The organism is Curtobacterium sp. MWU13-2055 (genome assembly GCF_023242305.1).
In the GTDB taxonomy this organism is placed as follows: Bacteria; Actinomycetota; Actinomycetes; order Actinomycetales; family Microbacteriaceae; genus Curtobacterium.
In genome coordinates this window covers 449,808-469,264 of sequence record NZ_JALLIO010000003.1, presented here as the reverse complement: position 1 = coordinate 469,264, position 19,457 = coordinate 449,808, and the positions used below count along the sequence as shown (strand labels likewise).

Here is a 19,457-nt window from a genome sequence, read left to right as displayed (position 1 = left end):
GGACCCATCCTAGCGGTAATGATACGCTCCCGTTTCATTACCGAGGAGGGTCCATGACCGATGTGGTCTGTCACGTGGCGATCGCCGACGACTGGGAGATGAGCCGCGGGTTCGGCGAGTACGAGGTGTCCACTCGCGGGGTGCCGCTCGAGCCGGGCGGGTACGTCCGCGCCACCACGCCCGACCGGGTGTCCGAGGTCGTCGCCGAGCGGTACGGCGACCTGGCACTGCCGTTGCTCCGGATCGACCTGAGCGTCGAGGGGCTCGCGGCTGCGGGGGTGCCGGTCGAGTGGGTCGACGGTCTCCCCCGGGTGCGCGGTCCGATCCCGATGGACGACGAGGTCGTGCTGGCCGAGGTGCCGATCCCGAACGTGTGACCACTTCGTGAGCAGAAATGGTCGAGTCCGCCGACGGCGACCCGACCATTTCTGCTCACGAAGTACCGCGTCCTAGGCTGGAAGGGATGTCCAGCGTCCTCCTCACCGTGCACGTCGTGGCGGCGCTGCTCACCCTCGGGCCCGTCGCGGTCGCCGGGAGCATGTTCCCGAAGCCGGCCCGCGCGCTCGTCGTCGATCCGGGCGACCAGGGGGCCCGAGCGGTCGCCAGGGTCCTGCACCGGATCTGCCACGTGTACTCGATCATCTCGCTCGCGGTTCCGACCTTCGGTACGGCCCTGGCGTTCGAGGTCGGGGCACTCGACGAGGCGTGGCTGCTCGTCTCGATCGGTCTGACCGCGGTGGCTGCGGGGATCCTCGCGCTCGGGGTCCTACCGGAACAGCGCGAGGTCCTGCGCGGGAACGGGACCGAGCGCTCGCCGCGGAAGCTCGCTGCCCTGGTCGGCCTGTTCAACCTGGTGTGGGTCGTCGTCGCCGTGCTCATGGTGGTGCAGCCCGGCGCCTGACCAGGCTGCACCGGGACGGCGCCACGTGCAGCGCCGCCCCACACCTCAGTGCGCCCGCCGCACCGCCACCCGGCGTCGGCCGTGCGCGGTGAGCCACGCCCCCGCGGTCACGACCAGCGGCAGCCCGATCGCCAGCAGGGCCAGCATCGACCAGTCTGGAACGAACGGCATGTGGTTCGTCCCCACCACGGGCTCCGTGAACCGCAGGGTGAGCGCCCGCATCGGCAGCAGCCCCAGCAGGGTGCCGATCACCGCGCCCACCGAGGCCAGGATCGCCGCCTGCCAGGTCGACACCCGCCGCCGGAGCCGCGGTGCAGCACCGATCGCGTCGAGCACCTCGTCGTCTCGGCGCCCGTCGGACCGCGCGAGCCCGATGGCCACCGCAGTCGCACCGATCGTCACGGCCGCGGCCAGCGCGAGCACGATCGCGCGGATGAGCGCGCCGTTGTCGACCGGACCGGCCTCGTAGGCGAACTGCGGGCCGTCCCACCGGGCTCGGTCCGCGCCGCCGAAGCTCTGCCAGGCGGAACTCAGCTCGTCCCACTGTTCGGGGGCGATGTCCCCGGGCAGCGTCGTGACGAGCATGCCGTCGACGGCGGGGACCCCGTACTGCGCAGCGGTCGCCTTCGTCATGAAGACACCGACCTGGATCCGCGGCGACTGCACGTCGAGCACCGCAGGGATGGACACGCTGGCGTCCGGCTTCGTCCTCGTCGTGATCGTCGGGCTCTCCCACGTGCGGTCGTGGAACGTGTCGATGCGGACCGCGCCGTCGTGGGCGTACTCCGGCCACAGGGACACCGCCTCGCCGCCCTCGAGCGCATCCCGCACGGCAGCCGACGGGCGGTGGCCGGTGAGCACGGCATAGTCGTCGACGGTGCCCGTCCAGATGTGCGGCGTACTCGCGTCAGCGGTGTCGAGGTAGTACGCGCAGCCGGTGGTGTCGTTCGCGGGGCAGTCGAAGTCCGTCCACCGGTGCGGCACCGTCACGGACGACGGGGTGTCGCCCGCCCAGCCCTCGGCCACGCCGAGCACCCGGATCCGGTCGTGGTCGAACACCCGGGCCACGACCTTCGCCGCGTGTGCCGTCAACGCCGCGTCGTGACCGCTGGAGGCGCCGTCCTTGCTGGACAGCTGCACCTCGGTCGTCGCCACCCCGACGGCCGTGCGGTACTCGTACCCACGGACGTACTGGGCGTGGCTCGACGCACTCCACGTGATCACCACCGACGCGACGAACACGACGCTCATCACGCTCGCGAGCACCGGCACCGTCCGGACCGGGTTGCGCCGGGCATCGCGGGCGGCGAGACGCGCCGACAACCCGAGGCGCGACGACAGCCGCGTGACGAGGGCGAGGAGCCACGGCGAGCAGATCGCGATGCCGAGCTGCATCAGACACGGACCGAGCGCGACCCCGGCACCGACCACCCAGGCCCAGTGGTCGTCCTGCACCCGGCGGTCGTTGAGCATGAGCACCCCGGCGCCGCAGGCCAGCGTCATCACGGCACCCGCGATGATGAGCACCGGCCCCCAGATGCGTCGCCGACGACGAGCAGGACGGTCGACGGGCGCGGGTCGGAGTGAACCCCGCAGCGCCGCGAGCACGTTGATGCGCGTGGCGGCCCGAGCGGCGACGAGGGCGGAGACCAGCCCGGCCAGGATGCCGGCGGCCGCGACCACGAGCAGCAGGAGCGGGGGCACGTGCAGGCCCGGGAACGACACGACGTCGCCGTTGTCGATCAGGCGGAACACCACGACGCCGAGCCCGGTGCCCGCCGCGACGCCGAGGACGGCGCCGATCGACCCGAGCACGAGGCCGGAGCCGGCGACGATCGTCCGGACGAACCGCTTGTCCCCGCCGACGCTCGTCACGATCGCGTACGAACGGGTGTCCGCCCGGGTCCCGACCAGGAACGCGGCCCCGGCGAGCAGTGCGACCTCGAACATCGCGAAGACACCGAGCAGCGCCATCGCACCGAGGTACCACAGGAGCGAGGAGCTCATCTGGCCGCCGGGCAGGCGGGCGTCCGGCGGGTCGAGGACCACGGGGCGTGACTGCACGACGATGCCGTGCGCGTTGAGCTGCCGGATCTCCGACCAGGTCGGGGCGTCCGACGGCAGGTAGACGGTGACGTCGGTCAGGCCGACGTCGTCGGTGGTGTCGGTCGTCGACAGCGTCGTCCCCCAGGGCAGGAACACCCCCTGCTCGCTCGGTGCCGAGCCGAGGTCGCGCATCGTCCCGGTGATCGTGAACCGCTTCGTGACGGGGTCGGTGAGGTCGACGGTGTCACCGATGTGCGCACCGAGCCGGTCGAGGGTCGCGGGCGTGACCATGAGCTGGTTGCGTGCGGTCGGAGCCGAGCCGTCGAGGACGCGCCAGTGCCCCTCGAGGGACGGGTCCCAGACGCTGCCCTCCACCGCGGCCAGACCCACCGGGCCCCGCGGACCCTGCACCACGACGGGGGTGCTGCCGACCGGGATCGACAGGGCACCGTCCGGCACGTGGGCGAGGACGTTCGCGAACGGGGCGTCCTCGTCGGCCTTCGTGACCGGGCTGTTCCGCTTCGAGTCGGTGAACTGCCACTGCACCGGGTCCTGCCGCATGCCGGGCAGGTCCGGTCCGGACACCCGCATCTGCGCCGCCGCGTTGCCGAGGTCGTAGTCCAGTGACTCCTCGACCGTGGGCTGTGTCGACTGCACGACGACCGCCACTGCGGCGAACCCGGCGGTCGGGATGCCGATGAGCGCGATGATCAGCGCCGCCCGACCGGCCTTCGCGAAGGCCAGTCGACGCCCCAGACGGAGCGCCGGTCGGAGGGCGAACGGCGTCCGGCCGGTACCGGGACGCCGACGCCGGCTCACGACGCGTTCCGGTCCGCCAGGGCGAGTTCGACGCCCGAGTACACGGTCTCGTCGACCACGCGACCGTCGCGCAGGAAGACGATCCGGTCCGCCCAGGCCGCGTGCCGGGCGTCGTGGGTGACGAGCAGCGCGCCGGCTCCGGCGTCCACGTGTCGTCGGAGCATGCGGAGCACGACCTCGCCGGTCTGGGAGTCGAGTGCGCCGGTCGGCTCGTCGGCCAGCACGAGCCGACGTTCGCCGACCACGCCCCGGGCGATCGCGACGCGCTGCTGCTGCCCGCCGGACAGGTCGTCCGGGTAGGCGTCGGCGCGGTGTGCGAGTTCGACGTTGTCGAGCGCCAGTTCCGCGGCGCGGCGGGCCTGCGAGGCCTTCCATCCGTCGAGTTCGAGCGGCAGCGCCACGTTCTCGACGGCGGTGAGCGAGGGGATCAGGTTGAAGTCCTGGAACACGAACCCGATGAGGCGACGGCGCAGGGCCGCGAGTTCCTTGGCGGGCCGATCGGACACGAACGCGCCGTCGATCAGGACCTCGCCGCTCGTGGGCGGCAGCAGGGTGCCGGCGCAGGCGAGCAGCGTCGACTTGCCGGAGCCCGAGGTCCCCATCACGGCGACCATCTCGCCGCGCTGGACGGCCAGGTCGATGCCGGCCAGCGCCGTGACGGCCTTGGCGCCGGAGCCGTAGTGCACGCTGACGGCGTCGAGCTGCAGGAGCGGTGCGGCGCTCACCGTGCACTCCGCGCGACGTCGGCAGCGGTCGGGGACGAGGAGTCGGCGTCAGCCGCCGGGTGCTCGTCCGGCCGGTACCGCGCCACGGTCGACTCCACGTGGTCGAGCCAGCGCACCTCGGCCTCGGCCTGGAACACCATCGACTCGAGCACGAGCGACCACGCCAGGTCCGTCGCGGGATCGGTCGTGCGCTTGAGCCGGGTCAGGTCCTGCAGGTTCCGGATGGCGGCACCGCGCTGCACCTGCACCAGGCGCGCGACGTCGACGCCGGGCACCGTCACGGCGAGCGCGAACTTGATGGCGAGTTCGTCACGCCCGCGCTTGGCGGGCACCGGCTCGCTGAACCAGCGCGCCACTTCCCCGCGACCCGCGTCGGTCACCGTGTAGACGACGTGGCCGTCGTCATCGGTGTCGCCGCGGGCCACGAGGCCGTCGCGTTCCAGGCGGTCGAGTGTCGTGTAGACCTGGCCGATGTTCAGCGGCCAGCTCCCGCCGGTGCGGTGCTCGAACTCCCCCCGGAGCTGGTACCCGTACCCGGGTCCCCCCACCAGCAGCGCGAGTACGCCCATCCGTACGCTCATGACACTTCCCCCGTCTCTCGTCCACCATGGACATACCGAGTATGCCCATACCAAGTATGCATGCGCAAGCGCGGTGGTGGAGAGCGCGGGAGACGGACGGGAGGCACGGTGCCAGCTGGCACCGTGCCTCCCGTCCGCCGTTCGGTCGCGTCCGCGACCGAAGGGTCAGGAACCCAGCTTCGACAACTCCTCGAACTCGTCGTCGGTCAGCTCGATGGTCGCGCCCTGCAGGTTGTCCTCCAGGTGCGAGACGCTCGAGGTGCCGGGGATCGGGAGCACGACGGGCGAGCGCTTGAGCAGCCAGGCGAGGGCGAGCTGCGCCGGGGAAGCACCCTTCCGCGACGCGATCTCGGTGAGCGGAGAGTCCTCACCGGTCAGCCCGCCGGTCGCGAGCGGGAACCACGGGATGAACGCGATGCCCTGGTCGGTCGACCAGTCGAGGAGCTCCTCGGCGTCGCGCTTCTGCAGGTTGTACAGGTTCTGCACGGAAACGATCGTCGCGATCTCCTGGGCCGCCTTGACGTCGTCGACCGACACCTCGGACAGGCCGATGTGCCGGATCTTGCCCTCGTCCTGCAGCTTCTTGAGCTCGCCGACCTGATCCTCGAGCGGGACCTTCGGGTCGATGCGGTGCAGCTGGAACAGGTCGATGCGCTCGAGCCCCAGGCGGCGGAGGCTCATCTCGGCCTCCTGACGCAGGTACTCCGGACGGCCGACCGGCGGCCACTCGTTCGGGCCGGTCCGGGTGAGTCCGGCCTTCGTCGCGATGACGACGTCGTCGCCGTAGGGGTGGAGCGCCTCGTGCAGGAGCTCCTCGGCGACGTAGGGGCCGTACGAGTCGGCGGTGTCGAAGAAGTCGACGCCGAGCTCGACGGCGCGCCGCAGCACGCGAACGGCCTCGTCGTGGTCCTTCGGGGGTCCCCAGACGCCGGGGCCGGTGAGCTGCATGGTGCCGTAGCCGAGGCGGTGGACCTCGAGGTCGCCACCGATGCGGAAGGTGCCGGAGGCCGCGGCCGGGCGGTTCGTGGTGTCGGTGTCAGTGGTCATGTCCCCGGTCTACGCCGGAGGCGTTGCCGGTCCCTGAGTCGGTGTCCCCCGGCGCTCCGACCGGTCCGGACGCGGGTACGGCGTCTCGCCACGCGCCAACCCGGAGACGAGCTTCGTCAGCCGGTTCGTCCGGGCCGTGGCGCTCGGCGCGGTCGTGATCCGGTGCAGCACGGCGTACCGGTTCGTGCCGTCGAGCTCGGCGAACAGGGCGGCGGCCGCGGGCGAGGCGTCGAGTGCCGCCTGCAGGTCGTCGGGGACGGTGGCGGTCGCGGCGCCGGCGTACGCGCGGTCCCACCGGCCGTCGCCCTTGGCCCGGTCGATCTCGGCCTGACCGCGGTCGCGCATCCGGCCGTCGGCGATGAGCGTCGCGACGAGTCCGATGTTCCGCTGCGACCAGAGCGACGCCTTCCGCCGCGGGGTGAAGCGCTGGCGGAAGGTCGCCTCGTCGCGGCCGCGCTTCTGCCCGTCGATCCACCCGGAGCACAGTGCCTCGTCGAGGGCGGTGTCGTAGGTCAGGGTCGTCGGCTCGGTGACGCCCTTCTTCGCGAGCACGAGCCACACCCCGTCGGCGTCGTCCTCGTGCAGGTCGAGCCAGGCGCGCCACGCGGCGACGTCCGGCAGCACCAGGTCGACGATGTCCATGCGGTCATCGTAGGACGCGGTCGGCCGGCCGTGGGCCCGGTCGAGTTTCGCGCTGAGCGACAGTTCACGGGGTGCCGGACGCGTGAAGTGTCGCTGGGGCCGAAACCCGGACCGCGCGCCGTCCCCGGACCGTGCGTCAGACCCAGTTCGGCTGGTCGAGCACGCCCGTCGGATCGGCCTGCTCGGCGATGCGGTGCAGACGCGAGGTGTTGTCCCCGAAGTACGCCGACGGGTCCGTGATGGCCGCGTCGCAGTAGTTCGCGTACGCCGCGTCGCCCCACGCCGGCCGCATGGCCCGTCGGAACCCCCGCACGTACGCGTCGAACGGTGCGGGGTCCGCGCCGTCGGCGAAGACCGCGGTGTACTGCACGGTCATGAGCGCGGATCGCCACGGGAACGCCGAGTCGGTCCGGCCGATGTCCGCCACGACGCCGCCGAGGGCGTCGAGCGCGACCCCGCCCTCGAGGTTGCCGTCGACGTCGCCCGCCGCGGCCGCCCGGGCGACGAGCACGTCGATCTGCGCGTCGGTGAGCTTCGCCGATCCGATCGACGACGTCGCTGCCTCGGACACCCGCTGCGGCTTCCCCGCCAGCGCCGACATCGCGGCACCGTAGGTGAGCACCTGCCCGGTGTGGGCGAGGGGCTTCGCACCGGTGGCGGCGATGAAACCGTCGACGGAGGTGTCGGCGCCGGTCTTCGATCCGGTCCACACGCCGGTCACGGTGACCGTCGGCGCGGTGTGCCGACTGCCGTTCAGCAGCTTGAGCGTCGACCACAGCTTCGGGTCGGCGGTGGGCGCCCAGTCCTGCCAGGCGCGCACCACGGCAGCGGCGGCCGACCACGCGAACGTGATGCTGAAGAGCAGGACGGGAGGCGCGGCCTGCGTCCGGTACGTCAGTGCGGTCACGACGCCGACGGTTCCACCGCCCCCACCGCGGCAGGCCCAGAACAGGTCCGGTTCGCTGGACGTCGAGACCTCGTGCACGGCGCCGTCCGGAGTGACGAGCGTCACGCCGGTGAGCTGGTCGCAGGTCAGCCCGAACGAGCGGACGAGCACGCCGACCCCACCGCCGAGGGTGAGCCCGCCGATGCCGACGGTCGGACAGGAGCCGGCGCCGATCGCTCGTCCGGCCTTCGCCAGCGCGGCGTAGACGTCCCCGAGCTGCGCGCCCGGGCCGATCGTGACGGTGTCGTCGTCGTGCAGTTCGATGCCGTCGAGGTCCTGCGTGCTGATCACGAGCGACCGCGGGACGTCGGTCCCGGGTGCGCCGCCGGCCGACCAGCCGGTGTACGAGTGCCCGCCCGCTCGCAGTGCGACGGGTGTGCGGGTGTTCCGCGCGAAGGCGAGACCGGCCTGCACGTCCGCGACCCCGGCGACGCGCAGGATGCCCTGCGGGTCGGCGTCGTCGTACCGCGGGTTCTCGAGCACGCGCGCGCTGTCCCAGCCGTTCGACCCGGACCGGAGCACCGTGCCGGAGACGGCGGCGGCGAGGGCGTGCCACGAGTCGGGGCCACCGGGTGTCGGCGTGCTCGTCGGCTCGGGCGAGCTGCTGGCGGTCGGTCTCGGCGAACCCGACGGAGCGGGACCCGGCCGGCTGCACGCTGCCAGGACCCCGGCGAGCCCGAGTCCGACGCCCCCGGCGAGCAGGGCGCGCCGGGTCGACGTGCGGCTCACGAGCCGGCGAGTCCCCCGCTGGCACCGGTGATGCCGGGGTGTGCGGACTTCGCGAGGCCCTCGGTCATCGAGTGCGCCGCCTCGGCGTCGGCGAGGGATCGGGCTCCGAGGGTCGGGTCGACGGGTTCGAGGTGGGCGAGGCGCTTCGCGCGACGGCGGTTCTGCACCTCGAGCACGGTGAGCAGCGCGGCGATGGCCACGACCACTCCGATGACGATCCACATGACGACCATGACGTTCCCCTTCCGTCCCGGGGCATCCACCCCGGCCTCCGAGCGTACCGCCGCCGTGACTACGCCGCGCTGCTGATCCGAACGGCGCCCGCCCACCCGTGCACCCACGCGGGCAGTTCGCGGTCGGCCGGTGCTCCGCCCACGGCGTCGAGCAGGTCCGTCATCGGGACGGTCCCGCCGGAGCGTCGCAGGAACCGCGCCTGCACGACGGCACGGGCGACGACGGCTCCGCGACGGACGAAGGTCTGCTCCAGGTACACGGCCCGGTCGTCGACGCCGAGCACCCGGGTCACGAGCTCGAACCGCTGCCCGAGTGTCAGGGACCGCTTGTACGTGATGGTCTGCGCCGAGACGACCGGGTACCAGCCGCGCTCCGCGATCGCCCCCCAGAACCCCGACCGCAGCATCAGGTCGAGCCGCCCGAGGTCGAGCATCGACAGGTACTTCCCGTTGTTGACGTGCCGCAGCGGGTCGAGGTCGGTCAGGGTCACGCGGAACGGTGTGCGTGCCTCGTCCCAGAGCGACGGCCGCCGTCCACCCGTCGTCGGGCGGAGCCGGACACGCAGGCGCAACAGGAACAGCCGGAAGTACAGGTTCACGCCCCGATCACACCAGAAGGCCGCGCTGCCCCGCGTGGACCTTGGAGGATCCACACGAACGGTGCCCGTGTCTGACCGGCACAGGCAGTGCCTTCCTCCGAGCGGTGCTCCCGGAGTAGACCTGCACCATGCAGACACGCAAGCTCGCAGACCTCGAGGTCGGACCCGTCGGCCTCGGCACCATGGGCATGAGCGCCTTCTACACGGGCGCCGGCACCGACGACGCGGAGTCGATCCGCACCATCCACCGCGCAATCGACCTCGGCGTCACCCTGTTCGACACGGCCGAGGCGTACGGCCCCTACACGAACGAGGACCTGCTCCGCCGGGCCCTCGCCGACCGCCGCGACGACGTCGTGATCGCGACGAAGTTCGGACTCATCACCCACACCGCCGGTGAGGAGACGCCCGCCACCGGCCGCGGCATCAGCTCCGCACCGGAGTCCGTGCGCGAGGCCCTCGAGGGGTCCCTGCGGCGCCTCGGCACCGACCACATCGACCTGTACTACCAGCACCGCGTCGACCCGGCCGTCCCGATCGAGGACGTCATCGGCCAGCTCGCCGGCTTCGTGCAGGAGGGCAAGATCCGGCACATCGGCCTGTCCGAGGCGGGTCCGGAGACCATCCGCAAGGCCCACGCGGTGCACCCGATCACCGCCCTGCAGAGCGAGTACTCGCTGTGGACGCGCGACCCCGAGGGCGACGTGCTCGACACCCTGCGTGAGCTCGGGATCGGCCTCGTGCCGTACTCGCCGCTCGGCCGCGGCTTCCTGACCGGTGCGATCACGAAGCCGTCCGACCTGGACTCCGACGACTTCCGCCTGGCGAACCCGCGTTTCCAGGAAGCGGCGTTCGCGCTGAACATGCGGATCGTCGACGCGGTCAAGGAGATCGCGACCGAGGCCGACGCGACCCCGGCGCAGGTGTCGCTCGCCTGGCTGCTCGCCCAGGGCGACGACATCGTGCCGATCCCCGGCACGAAGCGGGTCTCCCGCCTCGAGGAGAACGTCGGCGCCGCCGACCTGACCCTCACCGCGGACCAGGTCGCGCGCCTGTCGGCGCTGCCGGTCCCGACCGGTGACCGCTACCCCGACATGTCGACCATCGGTCGGTAGACGCGACATCGTTCGAAACGGGAGGCCCGTGGCGCATCCGCCACGGGCCTCCCGTCCGTCTCGGCGTGCGTTTCGGGCCGGAGCCCGGTGACCGACGCGACCCACGTCCGTCATCCCGGGGAAACACGGGCTGCATAGCGTCCGGAGCACAGGGAAACCACCGCTCGAAGGGGACGCCATGACGACCGAGAAGACACCGCGCACGACCCGGAGTGACGGCGGAGTGGACTCCGTCCCACCACTTGCGAGACTCCTGCCGCTCGGCCTGCAGCACGTGCTCGCGATGTACGCGGGCGCGATCGCCGTCCCGCTCATCGTCGGCGGTGCGCTCGGCTTCGACAGTGCCGACCTGGCGTTCCTCATCAGCGCGGACCTGTTCGTCGCGGGCCTCGCGACGATCGTGCAGTCCGTCGGCTTCTGGCGGTTCGGGGTCCGGCTGCCGCTCGTGCAGGGCGTCACCTTCGCCGCGGTCGGCCCGATGATCGCGATCGGCACCGAGCACGGCATCACCGCCGTCTACGGGGCGACGATCGCCTGCGGTGTCTTCATGGTGGTCGTCGCACCGTGGTTCGCGCAGCTCGTCCGCCTGTTCCCACCGATCGTCACCGGCACGGTCATCCTGATCATCGGCCTGTCGCTCATGAGCGTCGCCGCCGGCTGGGTCACCGACGGCGGGAAGGACGGCGCTGCCGACCCGCTCGACGTCGCGTTCGCCGCCGGGGTCCTGCTCGCGATCGTCCTGGTCGAACGGTTCGCCCCGCGCGGTCTCGCCCGGGTCTCGGTGCTGATCGGACTGCTGCTCGGCACAGTCGTGGCGCTGTTCGTCCCCGGCATGGTCGACGGGTCGGGCATCGGTGACGCGGGCTGGTTCGCGTTCGTGACCCCGTTCCACTTCGGGTTGCCGACGTTCGACCTCGCCTCGATCGTGTCGATGCTCGTCGTCGGGCTGGTGATCATGACCGAGACCACCGGCGACATGATCGCGGTCGGCGAGGTCACCGGCCGCCCGGTGTCGAAGCGCACGCTCGCCGACGGTCTGCGCGCGGACGGACTCGGCACCGTCGTCGGCGGGGTGTTCAACACGTTCCCGTACACGGCGTTCGCGCAGAACGTCGGGCTCGTCGCACTGACCGGCGTTCGCTCCCGGTACGTGGCGACGGCGGCCGGCGGCATCCTCGTCGTGCTCGGCCTGGTGCCGAAGGTGGCCGCGGTGGTCGAGGCGATCCCGCACGCGGTGCTCGGCGGTGCCGGTGTCGCGCTGTTCGGCATGGTCGCGGCGTCGGGCATCAGGACGCTGTCGAAGGTGCGGTTCGACAACCGGAACGTCCTCGTGGTGGCGCTGCCGCTCGGCATCGCGCTGCTGCCGACCGTCGCCCCGGACATCTACGGGCAGTTCCCGACCTGGTTCACGCTGGTGTTCGACTCGGGGATCTCGGCCGGCGCCGTCGCGGCGATCCTGCTCAACCTGCTGCTCGGGTCCCGCTCGGTCGCCGAGCGGTACGGCGAGGACCCGGCGGTCGGTTCGTACGACGGGGTGCGGTCGACGGCGCCGATCGCGCTGCCGCGCGAGGAGCCCTCGGCCTAGACGAAGGCGGGCAGGTTCTCCCACGCACGGGGCGCCTCGGCCACGCCGTCGCGGACGACCGTCCCCTCGATCAGCCCGTAGGGACGGTCGGCCGCGATGAACACCTCGTTCTCGTTCGTCAGGTCGAACGGCGACAGGTCCACGACGAAGTGGTGCTTGTTCGGCATCGCGAACCGCACCTCGGCGAGTTCGGGCCGCAGTTCGATCGCCGCCCGCCCCATCTCCCACAGCGTCTGCTGCAGGGCGAGCGAGTGCACCGTGGCGAACTGCTCGAGCATCACGGCGACGACCTCCTCGTACAGGGCGTCGTAGTCGATCCCGGCCTCGACGGCGGACGGCAGGTACCGCCACCGCGCCGTGACCTCGGTCGCCATGATCCGGTCCGTCGTCTCCGGCAGGGTCGTGAACCGCGACCGCGGGAACCCGTGGAACTCGGAGCCGGTCGACTTCAGGACGACCAGGTCCTTGACCCCGCCGGTGACGTGGCGCTCGCCGCCCTCGACGTGCACCGTCGCCAGGCGGGTGCCCGTGCCGGTGCGTCGGAACGAGTGGTCGTGCGGCTGTCCGTCGACCGTGATGCGTTCCCACGGGTGCACCTCCGCCTGCCAGAGCCCGCCCTCGACCCAGTCGAACTCGCTCGTGAACTGGTCGGCGAGCAGGGCGAGGAAGTCCTCCGGAGCTCCGACGCCGTGCTCCTTCGACAGGGCGAACACGGTGTTCTTCTGGGTGTCCGTCGCGACGATCCGGGAGTTGTCGCCGCTGGTGAACGACCCGGCGAACGCCTCGCCGATGAGCTGCGACGTCACGGTCAGGTCGGCGATCTCGTGCCGGTCCCCGTGCCGGGTCACCCGCACCAGGCGGTTCTCGGCCTTGCCGTACTTGTTCGGTCCCAGGTGGACGGTGGTCTCCGACATGGCGGTCAACTCCCTCGGTAGGTGCTGTAGGCGAAGGGGCTCAGCAGCAGCGGGACGTGCAGGTGCTCGGTTCCCGTGACGCGGAACGCCACGGTCACGAACGGGTGGAAGGTCGGCACCCCGGCGGCGGCGAAGTACGGGCCGGTGTCGAAGCGCAGCACGTGGTCGGTGCGCGCGAGCACGTCGGGGCCGAGTGCCGCACGGCCGTCGGTATCGGTCGAGCCGGTCGCGACGACGTCACCGTCCACGGTGCTGAGCGTCAGGCCGACGCCGACCGCCGGGGTGCCGGTGGTGGCGTCGAGCACGTGCGTGGTCAGGTGCGGCACGGCGAAGGTCGCACGGATGCGGTGCAGGGCGATGTCGGACAGGGCAGCGGCGGCCTCACGCGTCTCGACCGCCGGGTCGCCCGCGAGGCGCCGGTCGAGCTCGGCCAGCAGCTCCTCGGGCGTCCGTCCGGCGGCCCGCACCAGGAACACGCGGCCGAACCGCTGTTCGTACGCGACGTTGCCGTCGGCGATCCGGCCGGCCACCTCGTCGCCGGCGGTGCGCATCGACGACTGTTCACGAGCCGATGAGGCATCGGTCGTCCGCTCACCGATCCGCGGGTGCTGCGCGAGGGCGTGGTCGAGCTCCGGCGCACCCCACGACGCCGACTCGGCACGTGCCCGGTCGAGCAGCGCCGACACGGTGCCGAACGGGCGCGCGGCCACCAGGGCGTCGACCCACGCGGGCACGTCGGCCCATCCCCGGATCACCGCGGCAGCGTCGGGGGCGGTCGCGTCGTCGAGGTCGCCGAGGTCGCCGAGGTCCATGTGCCGAGGCTACGGAACGACCGTTTCACCCGCGTTACCGGGCGGTTTCCCCCGCAACGCGACCCGCGGCCCTGAAACGGTCGCGTCTGCCGGACGGGAGGCCCGTGGCGGCCCCGCCCCGCGCCTCCCGTCCGCCGTCCGTCGCGTTGCGGACGCGAGACGCCGGCGGCTCAGACCTCGGCGGCTCAGACCTCCGTGGCGAAGGACGCTGCGCGCAGCTGCAGGTCCTCGATGCGCCGCAGGCGTGCGGCCTCGACGTCGTAGCCCTCGTAGGCGGGCGGCGGCAGCTTCCGGACGTTCCGCGAGCACTGGAAGTCCTGGCAGACGAGCGTGCCGACGGTGTCGCCGTTCCGCCCCGCCTTGCCGGACCGCTTCGCGCTGTAGAACACGACGTCGTTCGGCAGCTTGACGTCCTGGCACCACGAGCACTGGGCGCGCGAGCGCGACGAGGCCTCGGCCTGCCGGAACACGATGCCGACGAGCGTTCCCTCGAGCGTCGGCACGACGGCGTACGCACGCCGACCGATCTTCGGGTCGCGCCAGCCCAGGAAGTCGAGCGCGTCCCAGTCGATCGTCTCGAAGTCGGCGGGCAGCGTGATGTCGGTCGTCTCCTTGCGGGAGGCGTTGACGAAGGACGTGCGGAGGGTCTTCTCCGTGATGGGGAGCATGGTGCATCGCTTTCGAGCGGGCCCGGGGCGTGCGGACGCACACCGCACCGGGCGGAAGGAGGTCAGGGTTCGACGAGGGCGGCCGTGCCTGCGGGCACGACCGGGGGCCTCACGCCCTGATGCCGGCGCTACGGGCGCCGACCACCTCCTGGAAGCTCACGCGCCCAGCCTACGTCGACGTGTCAAGCGGTGGGGACGGCCGTCACCAGGACGAGGGCGCCCTCGTAGGTCGGCCGGATCCGCAGCGCCCCGTGCCGCCGGTCCCACTCGCCGGAGTCGAGCGCGGTACGGAGGGCGGCCACCGATCGCCGTGCGGTGAGCTCGTCGACGAAGCTCCACGCCGAGTTCGCCTTCCGGGCGCCCGGGTCGAGCAGGCGCTCCGGCCGGGCGTAGTACGCCTCGGAGAAGCCGTCGACGCACGTGAACGGGATCGGCAGCGGGGTGTTCGTGACGGTGTCGTCGCCCAGTGCGGCGGCGATGCGGTCGAGCGCCGGGTAGCGCCGGGCCTCGGTCGCCATCACCTCTGGTGCGTACTCGGCGAGCCAGAAGTCCTCGACGCGGGCCGGGTCGCACGTCAGGATCACGATCGGACCCCGGGTCACCCGGCGCAGCTCGGCCAGCCCGCGCTCGAGGTCGCCCCACTGGTGCACCGAGAACGTCGTCATCGCGGCGTCGAACGTGTCGTCGTCGAAGGGCAGGTCCTCGGCGGTGGCGTCGATCGCCGTCGACAGGGTGTCCGGTCGTTGGGCGCGCATCGACGTCGAGGGTTCGACGGCCGTGACGTCGCGATCGGTCGGCTCGTAGGATCCGGCATCGGCACCCACGTTGAGGACGGTGCGGGCGTCGCCGAGGGCCTTCGCGATCGCCCGGGCGAACGTCGGTTCGGGGCGCCGGTACTGCCGGTAGTCCTGCCCGATGCGGGCGTAGTCGGCGTCCCCCGCTGATCCGTCCGTCGTCCTGGTCACGTCCCCAGCCTACGAACCGTGCGCCGGGCCGACCAGCGGTTCAGTCGACCGACTCGGACTCGGACTCCGCCGCGCGCAGGGCCGCGTACTGCTCGGCCCGTTCCGTCGCGGCCCAGGTGCCGAGCAGGGCCAGTGACCGCTCGGACTCGCTGCCCGGCTCGGCCGAGTACGTGAACAACGTCAGGCCGGGGTCGGCGACCAGGTCGAGCGCCTCGTACGCCAGGCGCAGCTCGCCGACGATCGGGTGGTCGATGCGCTTCCCGCCGGCGCGCTGCAGCCGGACGTCGTGCGCGGCCCACCAGCCGCGGAACTCCTCGCTGCGCGTGGAGAGCTCCCCGACCAGGGTGATGAGTCCGGGCTCGCACGGGTTCGACACCGCGGCTGCCCGGAGCACGGCGACGGCGTCCTTCGCGGTCTGCGCCCAGTCCGGGAAGAAGTCTCGGGCCGCGGGGTCGAGGAACGTGAAGCGTGCGGTGTTCACGGGGCGCCCCGGGCCGGCGAACATGGGCGAGTACAGCGCGCGACCGAGCTCGTTCGTCGCGACGACGTCACCGCGTTCGTTCCGCACCCAGGCAGGCGCGCCGGTGATGGCGTCGAGCAGGCGCTGGACGCCGGGGCGGACCCGGGTGGGGACGGTGCGGTGCATCGTCTTGACGCCGGAGTTGGCCAGTCGGGTGAGGTCCCACAGGTGGACGCGCTCGTCCTCGTCGAGCTGCAGGGCGCTCGCGAGGCCCTCGAGCACGCTGTCCGAGACCCCCTTGAGCGATCCGCGCTCGAGCCGTGTGTAGTAGTCGACGCTCACGCCGGCGAGCATCGCGACCTCGTGCCGCCGCAGCCCGGGGACGCGTCGGACCCCGCCGCCGAACGACGGCATGCCGACCTGCTCGGGGGTGAGCCGCGCTCGCCGGGAGGACAGGAAGTCGCGGATCTCGTTGCGCACGTCGATACCCATGGGGAGAGCGTACGTGGCGGCGCTGTCCGTCCGGCAGGCACTGGCGGTACCCGCCGGGCGGACGGGAGGCCCGTGGCGGCGCCGCCACGGGCCTCCAGGTCAGCTGCGCGGAGTTCAGAGCGTGACGTCGGCCGTGATCCGGACGCGCGCCACGCGGTGACCGTCCATGGCGGTCACCTCGAGGCGGTGTCCACCGGCAGCGACGACGTCGCCGACTTCCGGCACGCGGTCCAGGTGGACCTGGACGAGGCCGCCGACGGTCTCGTAGTCACCGTCGGGCAGCGCCGGACCGCCGTCGGCGACGAGGTCCTCGAGCACCGTGGACCCGTCCACGCCGTCGTGCTCGGCCGTGGGTTCGTCGTACTCGTCGCGAATACGGCCGACGAGGTCCTCGAGCAGCGCCTCGAGCGTGACCATGCCCGCACTGCCGCCGTACTCGTCCACCACCAGGGCGATCTGGTGCCCGTCGGTCCGCATGTCCGCGATCGCGCTCGACAGCGACTTCGTCTCCGGCAGTGCCAGCACCGGGCGTACCAGGGTCGACACCGGTGCGGACGGGTCGCTCGGACGGAGCAGGTCGCGGAGGTGCACGAAGCCGTCGACCTCGTCGCGCCCGCCGGAGGTCACGAGGTACCGGGTGTGCCCGACCTCGATCGCGTGGTCGGTGGCCTCGGCGATGGTCAGCGCGGCGTCGATCGTGGACACGTCGTACCAGGGGCGCATCGACTCGCGCAGGATCCGGTCACCGGCGTCCAGCGCACTCCGGGCGATCCGGCGGCCCTGTTCGTCGACGCCGGTGTGCTCGTCGACGAGGCCGCGGAGCTCCTCGGTGCTCATCGACTCGCTGCGGGCGTTCGGGTCGCCACCGAGTGCGCGGACGACCAGGTTCGTCGAGGCCGACAGCACCCAGATCACCGGGCGCATCAGGGTCGCGAAGCGGTCGAGGGTCGGTGCGACGAGCATCGAGAAGCCCTCGGCGCGCTGCAGGGCGAGTCGCTTCGGCACGAGCTCGCCGAACACGAGCGACAGGTAGGCGATGACGAGGGTCATCAACACGAGGGCGACCGTCTCGGCGGCTCCCTGGCCGAGTCCGAGCCCGGTGAACACGGGTGCGACGTCGGGCGCGATCGACGAGGCGCCGTACGCGGCGGAGAAGAACCCGGCGACGGTCACGCCGATCTGCACGGCCGCGAGGAACCGGTTCGGGTCACGCCCGAGTTCGGCGACCCGCAGGCCACGGGAGCCCCGGCGTTCGAGTTGCTGCAGTTGCGACTCGCGGAGCGAGACGAGTGCGATCTCGGCGGCGGCGAACACTCCGCCGACGAGCACGAAGAGGATGACGAGCCCGAAGGCGATCCAGGTGTCGGCGCCCATCAGCGGGCAGCTTCCTCGGATCGACGACGGGCGGGCGGTCTGTGGTGATCGTCCATGCCTGTGAGTCTGCACAGGGCAGCTGGGACGTCACCCCACCAGCGCTCGACGTCTGCTGTGCGTCCGGGATGCGTGGTGCGGTGCTAGGTCGTGAGCGAGCGGCCGATGCGGGCTTCGAGCCACGCCTCGGGGTCGATCGGGGTCACGCCGTCCATCAGGACCTCGAGGTGCAGGTGCGCGCCGGTCGAGACACCGGAGGAACCCACGAGCCCGATGAACTCGCCGGCCTCGACCTGGTCCCCGACCTTGAGCGGCGACGACCCCGGGATCATGTGCCCGTACAGCGTCGACACCTGGCGGCCGTCGATCTCGTGGTCGATGATCACGGCGTTGCCGTACGAGAAGTACGTGCCCGAGATCCGGACGGTGCCCGCGGCGACGGCACCGATGGCCGTGCCCATACCGGGCGTGAAGTCGAGGCCCTGATGCAGCGAGGAGCACGCGCCGCACGGTGCCGAGCGGTAGCCGAAGCCCGAGCTCATCTGCACCGGGCCGGGGAACGGGGAGCGGACCGCGCCGCCGTACGAGACGGCTTCGCCCGCGATGCCACTCGTGTCGGCCGTGCCGCCTGTGGTGACGATCCGGCGCGTCGTACCGCCGCCGACGGTGAACCCGTCGCGGTCGAGCCCGGTCGCGGTGACCGCCTGGGTGACCGCGTAGTCCTGGGTGCGCACGATCGGCGCGATGGTCGAGGTCGCCATCGAGGTGCCGGCGCTGGCGTGGGCGGGCATCGCCGAGGCGGCGAACATCGCGATCGCCGCAGCAGCGCTGGTCAGGGTGATCCGTCCGGCACGACCGGACCGGGAGGCCCGTGGGGCCTTCGCGACGCTCGTCACGGTGGCAGCGGGGCGGCGGACCACGCGCGTGATGCGGGTGTCGACGTGCTCGGTCGTCGCGCGGGCTGCGGTGGCGCGGCGGCCGACGGGCTTCGCGACCTTGGCCGGCTTCGCGACCTTCACTGCCTTGGCGGGCTTCTCCGCTCGGCGCTGGGGCTTCCGGGCTGCGGCACGCTCGGCCTCGAGGGCAGCGCGACGGGACAGGTGCACCACCGGGGTCTCCGGGTGCTGGTCGAGTTCGGGTGCAGTCGTCATGGCCGCCCACCATTCTGCACGACTCTGTCGCTTTGTACAGGCCCCACCGTGATCTTTTCGTTACCGCGGGGCTGGGAGGCACCTGATCACCGCGGGCCCCGACGTCCCCCGACCGTCCGACATCGGTAGCGTCGTGGGAAAGCGACGGAAGGACCCGCACCATGGCCCGATCGCCGCGAGAGCGGCCCGCGCAGGTCGACCTCGGCACCGCCGACGTCGTGCTCGCCGGCACCCAGGAACTCCTGCCCGTGCTCCGCGCCGCCGCGGTGCGCGCGGGCATCGATGCCGCACGCATGCGGGTCATCGGGGTCGACGACCTGCCGGACCCGGAGGAGACCTGGGACGCCGAACTCGCGGTCATCGCGATCCGGCGCCCCGGTGACGACCCCGCGTTCCACCGTGCGCAGGCGGCCGCTGAGCTCATCGATCCGCTGCTCGTGCAGCACGCCGTCCGGATCGTGGTGACGGTCTCGGGACTGACACGGCTCGCGCCCAAGGTCGAGCGCACCCTGACGTCCGAGGTGCTCCACCAGATCGACGCCGCATCGGCGCCGTCGGGGTTCGAGCGGCCGTTCCGCAGCATGCGGATGCGGCTCGGGCTCGCAGCACTCCGGGCCGCCGGCGTCCGGGTGTTCCGCGTGTCGATCGGCACCTGA

At 72.2% G+C, this 19,457-nt stretch carries 20 protein-coding genes; 5 read left to right on the top strand and 15 right to left on the bottom strand.

Translation table 11 applies throughout. The features are described from left to right. The first annotated feature begins 53 nt into the window (after nt 1-53). Entirely contained in the window at nt 54-377 is a 324-nt protein-coding gene (locus M4960_RS09965) for a hypothetical protein (protein ID WP_248704145.1), read from the top strand. 86 nt (nt 378-463) lie between these two features. Beyond that, entirely contained in the window at nt 464-901 is a 438-nt protein-coding gene (locus M4960_RS09960) for a hypothetical protein (RefSeq protein ID WP_131845145.1), read from the top strand. 45 nt (nt 902-946) lie between these two features. Here M4960_RS09960 and M4960_RS09955 read toward each other — a convergent pair whose 3' ends face one another. The 8 genes from M4960_RS09955 to M4960_RS09920 all read right to left on the bottom strand — a co-directional run bounded on the left by M4960_RS09955 (nt 947) and on the right by M4960_RS09920 (nt 9,268). Further along, nucleotides 947-3,766 carry an ABC transporter permease gene (locus tag M4960_RS09955; protein WP_248704144.1) on the bottom strand — a complete coding sequence of 940 codons (2,820 nt, stop codon included), beginning with the start codon at nt 3,764-3,766 and terminating at the stop codon, nt 947-949. Next, complete coding sequence (locus tag M4960_RS09950) at nt 3,763-4,491, bottom strand: ABC transporter ATP-binding protein (RefSeq protein ID WP_248704143.1); 729 nt, start codon at nt 4,489-4,491, stop codon at nt 3,763-3,765. The genes M4960_RS09955 and M4960_RS09950 overlap by 4 nt, the downstream gene beginning before the upstream one ends. Continuing rightward, a complete protein-coding gene (locus M4960_RS09945; RefSeq protein ID WP_260215240.1) occupies nt 4,488-5,072 on the bottom strand; it encodes a PadR family transcriptional regulator in 585 nt (194 codons plus the stop codon). The genes M4960_RS09950 and M4960_RS09945 overlap by 4 nt, the downstream gene beginning before the upstream one ends. Nucleotides 5,073-5,237: 165 nt before the next feature. After that, nucleotides 5,238-6,119: an aldo/keto reductase gene (locus M4960_RS09940; RefSeq protein WP_248704142.1), complete on the bottom strand. Its 882-nt coding sequence runs from the start codon at nt 6,117-6,119 to the stop codon at nt 5,238-5,240. Between the two features lie 9 nt (nt 6,120-6,128). Further along, the gene (locus tag M4960_RS09935) at nt 6,129-6,761 is read right to left on the bottom strand and encodes a YdeI family protein (RefSeq protein WP_248704141.1); all 633 of its coding nucleotides are present in this window, start codon (nt 6,759-6,761) and stop codon (nt 6,129-6,131) included. A 136-nt stretch (nt 6,762-6,897) separates the two neighbouring features. After that, the gene (locus tag M4960_RS09930; RefSeq protein WP_248704140.1) at nt 6,898-8,436 is read right to left on the bottom strand and encodes an FAD-binding oxidoreductase; all 1,539 of its coding nucleotides are present in this window, start codon (nt 8,434-8,436) and stop codon (nt 6,898-6,900) included. Continuing rightward, the gene (locus M4960_RS09925; protein WP_159572479.1) at nt 8,433-8,669 is read right to left on the bottom strand and encodes a hypothetical protein; all 237 of its coding nucleotides are present in this window, start codon (nt 8,667-8,669) and stop codon (nt 8,433-8,435) included. The genes M4960_RS09930 and M4960_RS09925 overlap by 4 nt, the downstream gene beginning before the upstream one ends. Before the next feature lie 59 nt (nt 8,670-8,728). Beyond that, nucleotides 8,729-9,268, bottom strand: a complete 540-nt coding sequence (locus M4960_RS09920) for an acyl-CoA thioesterase (protein WP_134194474.1) — start codon at nt 9,266-9,268, stop codon at nt 8,729-8,731. Nucleotides 9,269-9,396: 128 nt separating this feature from the next. Here M4960_RS09920 and M4960_RS09915 point away from each other — a divergent pair, with 128 nt between their 5' ends. Next, a complete protein-coding gene (locus M4960_RS09915) occupies nt 9,397-10,383 on the top strand; it encodes an aldo/keto reductase (RefSeq protein WP_248704139.1) in 987 nt (328 codons plus the stop codon). 178 nt (nt 10,384-10,561) lie between these two features. Then, entirely contained in the window at nt 10,562-11,968 is a 1,407-nt protein-coding gene (locus M4960_RS09910; protein ID WP_248704138.1) for a nucleobase:cation symporter-2 family protein, read from the top strand. Here M4960_RS09910 and pucL read toward each other — a convergent pair. From pucL to M4960_RS09870, 7 genes are all read right to left on the bottom strand, one after another. Then, on the bottom strand, nt 11,965-12,882 hold the full coding sequence (pucL, locus tag M4960_RS09905) for a factor-independent urate hydroxylase (RefSeq protein ID WP_248704137.1): 918 nt from the start codon (nt 12,880-12,882) through the stop codon (nt 11,965-11,967). The genes M4960_RS09910 and pucL overlap by 4 nt on opposite strands. Before the next feature lie 5 nt (nt 12,883-12,887). Then, nucleotides 12,888-13,694: a 2-oxo-4-hydroxy-4-carboxy-5-ureidoimidazoline decarboxylase gene (gene uraD, locus M4960_RS19710; protein WP_308222008.1), complete on the bottom strand. Its 807-nt coding sequence runs from the start codon at nt 13,692-13,694 to the stop codon at nt 12,888-12,890. Between the two features lie 185 nt (nt 13,695-13,879). Further along, nucleotides 13,880-14,362, bottom strand: coding sequence for an FBP domain-containing protein (locus M4960_RS09890; protein ID WP_123293001.1), 483 nt, complete (start codon nt 14,360-14,362; stop codon nt 13,880-13,882). Nucleotides 14,363-14,544: 182 nt separating this feature from the next. Next, nucleotides 14,545-15,327 carry a class I SAM-dependent methyltransferase gene (locus tag M4960_RS09885; protein WP_248704136.1) on the bottom strand — a complete coding sequence of 261 codons (783 nt, stop codon included), beginning with the start codon at nt 15,325-15,327 and terminating at the stop codon, nt 14,545-14,547. 40 nt (nt 15,328-15,367) lie between these two features. Next, nucleotides 15,368-16,279, bottom strand: a complete 912-nt coding sequence (locus M4960_RS09880; RefSeq protein ID WP_111083595.1) for a helix-turn-helix transcriptional regulator — start codon at nt 16,277-16,279, stop codon at nt 15,368-15,370. Nucleotides 16,280-16,393: 114 nt separating this feature from the next. Then, the gene (locus M4960_RS09875) at nt 16,394-17,653 is read right to left on the bottom strand and encodes a hemolysin family protein (protein WP_123339379.1); all 1,260 of its coding nucleotides are present in this window, start codon (nt 17,651-17,653) and stop codon (nt 16,394-16,396) included. Between the two features lie 140 nt (nt 17,654-17,793). Continuing rightward, entirely contained in the window at nt 17,794-18,801 is a 1,008-nt protein-coding gene (locus M4960_RS09870; RefSeq protein ID WP_248704135.1) for a M23 family metallopeptidase, read from the bottom strand. Between the two features lie 161 nt (nt 18,802-18,962). On the opposite strand from M4960_RS09870, the gene M4960_RS09865 reads away from it, so the two are divergent. Continuing rightward, nucleotides 18,963-19,457, top strand: a complete 495-nt coding sequence (locus tag M4960_RS09865) for a hypothetical protein (protein WP_159572463.1) — start codon at nt 18,963-18,965, stop codon at nt 19,455-19,457.

Coding starts and splice junctions, on each gene's coding strand:
- M4960_RS09890 (WP_123293001.1), bottom strand. CDS start 14,362: ATGCTCCCCATCACGGAGAAGACCCTCCGCACGTCCTTCGTCAACGCC.
- M4960_RS09915 (WP_248704139.1), top strand. CDS start 9,397: ATGCAGACACGCAAGCTCGCAGACCTCGAGGTCGGACCCGTCGGCCTC.
- M4960_RS09940 (WP_248704142.1), bottom strand. CDS start 6,119: ATGACCACTGACACCGACACCACGAACCGCCCGGCCGCGGCCTCCGGC.
- M4960_RS09875 (WP_123339379.1), bottom strand. CDS start 17,653: ATGGGCGCCGACACCTGGATCGCCTTCGGGCTCGTCATCCTCTTCGTG.
- pucL (WP_248704137.1), bottom strand. CDS start 12,882: ATGTCGGAGACCACCGTCCACCTGGGACCGAACAAGTACGGCAAGGCC.
- M4960_RS09960 (WP_131845145.1), top strand. CDS start 464: ATGTCCAGCGTCCTCCTCACCGTGCACGTCGTGGCGGCGCTGCTCACC.
- M4960_RS09870 (WP_248704135.1), bottom strand. CDS start 18,801: ATGACGACTGCACCCGAACTCGACCAGCACCCGGAGACCCCGGTGGTG.
- M4960_RS09925 (WP_159572479.1), bottom strand. CDS start 8,669: ATGGTCGTCATGTGGATCGTCATCGGAGTGGTCGTGGCCATCGCCGCG.
- M4960_RS09880 (WP_111083595.1), bottom strand. CDS start 16,279: ATGGGTATCGACGTGCGCAACGAGATCCGCGACTTCCTGTCCTCCCGG.
- M4960_RS09865 (WP_159572463.1), top strand. CDS start 18,963: ATGGCCCGATCGCCGCGAGAGCGGCCCGCGCAGGTCGACCTCGGCACC.
- M4960_RS09935 (WP_248704141.1), bottom strand. CDS start 6,761: ATGGACATCGTCGACCTGGTGCTGCCGGACGTCGCCGCGTGGCGCGCC.
- M4960_RS09965 (WP_248704145.1), top strand. CDS start 54: ATGACCGATGTGGTCTGTCACGTGGCGATCGCCGACGACTGGGAGATG.
- M4960_RS09945 (WP_260215240.1), bottom strand. CDS start 5,072: ATGAGCGTACGGATGGGCGTACTCGCGCTGCTGGTGGGGGGACCCGGG.
- uraD (WP_308222008.1), bottom strand. CDS start 13,694: ATGGACCTCGGCGACCTCGGCGACCTCGACGACGCGACCGCCCCCGAC.
- M4960_RS09910 (WP_248704138.1), top strand. CDS start 10,562: ATGACGACCGAGAAGACACCGCGCACGACCCGGAGTGACGGCGGAGTG.